This window comes from Streptomyces sp. YIM 98790, assembly GCF_011421595.1.
Taxonomy (GTDB): domain Bacteria; phylum Actinomycetota; class Actinomycetes; order Streptomycetales; family Streptomycetaceae; genus Streptomyces.
Genome location: NZ_WTLH01000293.1, coordinates 1 through 4,823, shown reverse-complemented (window position 1 = coordinate 4,823; position 4,823 = coordinate 1). Strand labels below are relative to the sequence as shown.

Genomic DNA, 4,823 nt, shown 5'->3' with positions numbered 1-4,823 from the left:
CGTCAGCGGCGGCGGCACCGGCTCGCTGGCGGACGCGGCGGCCGAGGAGGCGGTCACCGAACTGGCCGCGGGCTCCGGCCTGCTGGGGCCCGCGGGCTCGGACGGGTGGCCGGGCTTCCGGCCGCGGCCGGCGGCGTTCTCCGTGCAGTCCGTGGTGCGGGTGCCGGGCCCCGGGACGGCGACCGTGCTGGGCGGCGGCTGGGCGGCCTCCGGCCCGTCCGGCCGGCACCGGCTGCCGGTCCCGGTCTGGCCGCCGGGGCTGCGGCTGACCCGGCAGGAGGGGGCCGGCGAGGTGGAGACGCCGCTGGCCGGGCCGGGTGCGGCGGGCCTGGGCGTGGGCGACCGGGTGTGGTTCCGGCACGCCGGGGCGGGGGAGCTGGGCGAGCGGGCCGCCACGTTGCACCTGGTGGACGGCGACCGGGTCACCGGGACGGCCGCCACCTACCGCGGCGAGGGCCGCACCTTCCTCTGAGCCCGCCCCGCGCCCGCCGCCCCGGGCGGGGCGGCCCGGAGCCGGGTTTGGCGGACGGGATCGCGGTGACACGGGGCGTGTCCGGGACCCTCCCGGCGGGTGACCGCAGGCGAGAGGAGCGCGACTGTGAGTGACGAGGAGACCGAGGGCGACGAGGTCTACCAGCCGCAGATGGAGGACGTGCCCGACGACGTCGGGCCGCTGGAGACCAAGGACACGCTGGTCCAGCGCGGCTCCGAGCCCATCGAGGAAGGCTATTCGCCGCCCGAGCGGCCGCTCGCGGCGGAGGACTGGGGCACCACCGCGCGGGAGCAGCGCGAGGGGGAAGGGCTGGAGCGGCGGCTGTCCCGGGAGCTTCCGGAGCCGGAGCCGGAGCCGGGTGACGAGATCGGCGATCTGCCGGGCGGCGAGGGCGAACCGCGCGATGCGGAGGTGGGCGACGCCCGCGCGGGCCGGCTGGTCGGCTACGGCGGGGGAAGCGCCCCGGACACCGACCCCGAACTGGCCGGGGCGGATGTCGGCATCGACGGCGGCGCCGCCTCGGCGGAGGAGGCCGCGGTTCATCTGGTGGAGGGTCCGGAGGCCCGCGAGGAGGGTGAGGAGGGCGCCCCCGGACGGGGCACCCCCCGGCGCGGGGCAGCCTGACCCTGCCCGCCCGGGTGCGGCGGCCGGTGGTCAGCGGCGGTGCCCCGGGTCCCCGGGTCCCGGGGTCACGGGCCGGCGGGGAGCCGGTCGGACCAGGCGGGGGAGGTCCGGTGGGTGGGGTCGCGCACGCCGGGCGAGCCGTCCCGCGGGGTGGCGGAGGGCGCCTCGCCGCAGGGGCGCTCGGCCGCCGGCCGCCGGGCGGGTCCGTCCGAGCGGGCGCCTGGCCGTCCGCCACCGCCGGCAGAAGCAGCACCAGCAGTGCCGCGGCGGCGTGCAGGTGCCCCCAGCGGGTGCGGCGGGAGAGGACGAAGGCGGTGACCGCCGCGGCCAGTGCGCCCGGCCGCACGGCCCGGACTCCCGGCAGTCGCCACCGGCCGTGGAACCCCCTCACCTGCCTCCCGTCACGAGCGGGGTGCGACGGAGCCCGCGGCCCGCCGGACGGAGCGGCGCGGCGGTCCCCACCGGGCCGCCGCGCCGCTCCGCGCCATACGCGCATCACCCGTCCCCGGATCGGCGGAATCACCCGCCTTGTGCGGCCGGCGGCCCGCCGTTCCCGGTGGCAAACCCCCAGGCCGGGCCGGGAACGCCGCCGCCGGGCGGCGTTTTCTTGTCACCGGGTGCGCATTGACACCCCCCTACGGCACCGCCACGCTGCCGGAACATCTCCTGAGCAGGCGCCCGGCCGCGGTGCGGCCCCACGGACTCCCGGAGACCCCGGGGCACCGGGCCGGGCGTACCCCCACCACCGATGAGATGTTTCCGGGAGGAAACCGTGTTCCGAACGCTCCGGGCCGTCGTCACCACGGCGCTGGCCCTGGCACTGGGCGCGACACTGACCGTCGGGCTGGCGCACGTCGCCACCGCCGAGGAGGACGGCACCGCCGCACGGCCGGCCGCTGCCCAGACCACCGCCGAGCGCACCACCACGGTGCGCTACGGCCCCTACACCATCCCCGCCGCCGAGGACCACCACTCCGGCGGCGACGCCGGCGGCACGCACAACCAGTTCGCGTTCAACATCGAAAAGCCCTGCTCAAGCTGCTACATCACCGGCTTCGAGCCCAACCTGGTCTATGCCGACGGCTCCCACGCCAATGTCAACACCGGCCCCATGCTGCACCATGCGGTGATCTTCAACAGCGGCGACGACGACGTGGTGTGCCGCGGGCCGCAGCGCATCTTCTCCACCGGCAACGAGCGGGTGGCGAGCTCCTTCCCGGCCGGCTACGGCTACCGGGTCGGCTTCACCGACCGCTGGTCCATGGTCTACGACCTGATGAACCACGCCACCGAGGAGAAGACGGTCTACCTCACCTTCACCTTCACCCACCGGTCGGTGCTCTCCGGGCTGGAGGAGCTCACCCCGATCTGGATGGACGCCGGCGGCTGCCTGAACTCGGCCTGGGACGCCCCCGAGGGCGTCAGCGAGAAGTCGCACGACTGGCGTTCCACCATCTCCGGCGAACTCGTCCACATGCGCGGACACGTGCACCACGCCGGCCGCTGGGTGCGCACCGAGAACCTCGGCTCCGGCCGGCTGCTGTGCCATGTGACCGCCGAAGAGGGCGGCAGCCCGGAGTTCATCGACCCGATGGGCCACACCGAGATCTCCGACATGCCGCCGTGCAGCGGAAGCCTCGGCACCATCAACCGCGGCGACACGCTGCGCATCACCGCCCGGTACGAGATCAACGGTCACTCCCACGAGGGCGTGATGGGCATCATGACCGGCTGGGTGGACGAACGGTGACGGCCACCGGCACCGCCGCGCGCCGGGCCGCGGACCGCCCCGCCGCGCTGCTGGACACGGTGCGCGCGCCGGCTCTGGGCCTGTTCCGGGCGGTGACCGGGCTGCTGTTCCTCTGCCACGGCCTCGCCTCGCTGTTCGGCGTGCTCGGCGGCAACCGGGGCACCGGCCGGGCGGTGGAGTTCGCCGTCTGGCCCGGCTGGTGGGCCGCGCTGATCCAGCTCGTCTGCGGCGGCTGCGTGCTGCTCGGCCTGTTCACCCGCACCACGGCCGTGCTGGCGTCCGGCTCCATGGCCTACGCCTATTTCGTGGTGCACCAGCCCGACGGGCTGCTCCCGCTGCGCAACGGCGGCGAGCTGTCCGCGATGTACTGCTGGGCCTTCGTGCTCATCGCGGTGCTCGGCCCCGGTGCCTGGGCGCTGGACTCGGCGCTCCGCCAGGCACGCACCGCACGTGCGGTCACCGCCGGGCCGGCGCCCGGCCCGGCCGCCGGTGCCGCTCCCGGGGCCGGGGGCTGAGGCGGCCGCCGTTCCCGTACCCCGTCCGCGGCCGGCCGCTCCTCACCGGCCGGCCGCGGGCGGATTGCGCCAGTCGGGTCACAGCACCGCGCCGGACACCGCCCCGCCGGGCGCACCCGGCTAGTGGTGGAGCGTGCCCGAAGTTCCCGAGCGCGTGATCGAGCTGGCCTCCCGGCGCAAGGAACCGGTGGTCGTGCAGACCCTGCGCTCCACCACAGCCGCCACCCTCGCCTACCTGGCCGCCGCCCAGGTGGTGGACGTGCACGCCCCGCTGCTCGCCCNTGGACGTGCACGCCCCGCTGCTCGCCCCGCTCACCGCCATCCTGGTGGTGCAGGTCACCGTCTACGCCACGCTGACCAGCGGCATCCGCCGGGTCAACTCGGTGGTCGCCGGGGTCTGTGTGGCCGCCGCGTTCAGCGTGGTGGTGCCGCTGACCTGGTGGAGCCTGGGTCTGCTGATCCTGGCCTCCCTGGTGATCGGCCATCTGGTACGGGCCGGCGAGTTCGTGCCCGAGGTGGCGATCAGCGCCATGCTGGTGCTCGGCGTCACCCGGGTCACCGAGACCGCCGTCGACCGGGTGGTGGAGACCCTGATCGGGGCCGCGGTCGGGCTGGTGATGAACGCCGTGTTCGTGCCCCCGGTGTGGGTGCAGCCGGCCGGCGAGGCGATCGAGGACATGGCGGCCCGGATGCGCCTTCTGCTGCTGCACATCGGCGGGGAGCTCGGCGGCCATGTGCCCGTGCACCGCGCCGCGGACAAGCTGCACCAGGCCCGGCGGCTGGACAACGACGTGGCCGAGGTGGACAGCTCGCTGTCCCAGGCCGAGGAGAGTCTCCGCTTCAACCCGCGGGTCAAGGAGGGCCTGATGTACCGGGTGGTGCTGCGCACCGGCCTGGACACCCTGGAGATCTGCACGGTGATCCTCCGTTCGATGGCCCGCACCCTGACGGACCTGGCCCGGGAGCGCACCGAGGAGGAGCTGTTCGACCCGGACGTCACGCAGGCGCTCCGGGAGCTGCTGGGCCATCTGGCCTCGGCGGTGGACAGCTTCGCCATGCTGATCACCAGTCAGGTGAGCAGCAGCTCGGAGGCGGCCGAGGACCGGCTGGCCCGGGAGCTGGCGGCCAGCCGGGAGAGCCGGGAGCGGATCGCGTGGCTGCTGCTGGCCCGGGTGCAGGAGCATCCCCGGCAGTGGCAGCTGCACGGCGCGCTGCTGGCCGAGATCGACCGGATGCTGGACGAGCTCGACGTGGAGAAGCGCACCATGCGGCTGGCCGAGGAGCTCGACCAGTACGGCCAGGAGCGGCCGCGCGGCCGGTTTCCCAGGCTGCGGCAGGCCCGCGACCGGACCCGCAGACGGCTGCGGAGTGTGCGGCGCCGGATGCGCCGCCGGATGCGCGGCCGGATGCGCCGCCCGGTGCGGCGGCGCTGAGCCGGCCC

Annotated in this window: 3 protein-coding genes and 2 pseudogenes; all 5 read left to right on the top strand. The window is 75.6% G+C overall.

All coding sequences use genetic code 11. The features are described from left to right. A pseudogene (locus GQS09_RS26915) lies at positions 1 to 472 on the top strand (amino acid deaminase/aldolase); the annotation flags it as partial. A gap of 126 nt (positions 473 to 598) precedes the next feature. Next, complete coding sequence (locus GQS09_RS26910) at positions 599 to 1,117, top strand: DUF5709 domain-containing protein (RefSeq protein WP_165990141.1); 519 nt, start codon at positions 599 to 601, stop codon at positions 1,115 to 1,117. Positions 1,118 to 1,889: 772 nt separating this feature from the next. Continuing rightward, positions 1,890 to 2,867 (top strand): hypothetical protein, encoded by a 978-nt coding sequence (locus tag GQS09_RS30075; RefSeq protein WP_243761833.1) that lies wholly within the window; start codon positions 1,890 to 1,892, stop codon positions 2,865 to 2,867. Positions 2,868 to 2,917: 50 nt separating this feature from the next. Then, positions 2,918 to 3,382 (top strand): DoxX family protein, encoded by a 465-nt coding sequence (locus tag GQS09_RS30070; RefSeq protein ID WP_399552616.1) that lies wholly within the window; start codon positions 2,918 to 2,920, stop codon positions 3,380 to 3,382. Positions 3,383 to 3,515: 133 nt separating this feature from the next. Continuing rightward, a pseudogene (locus tag GQS09_RS26900) lies at positions 3,516 to 4,815 on the top strand (FUSC family protein). The last annotated feature ends 8 nt before the right edge of the window (positions 4,816 to 4,823 follow it).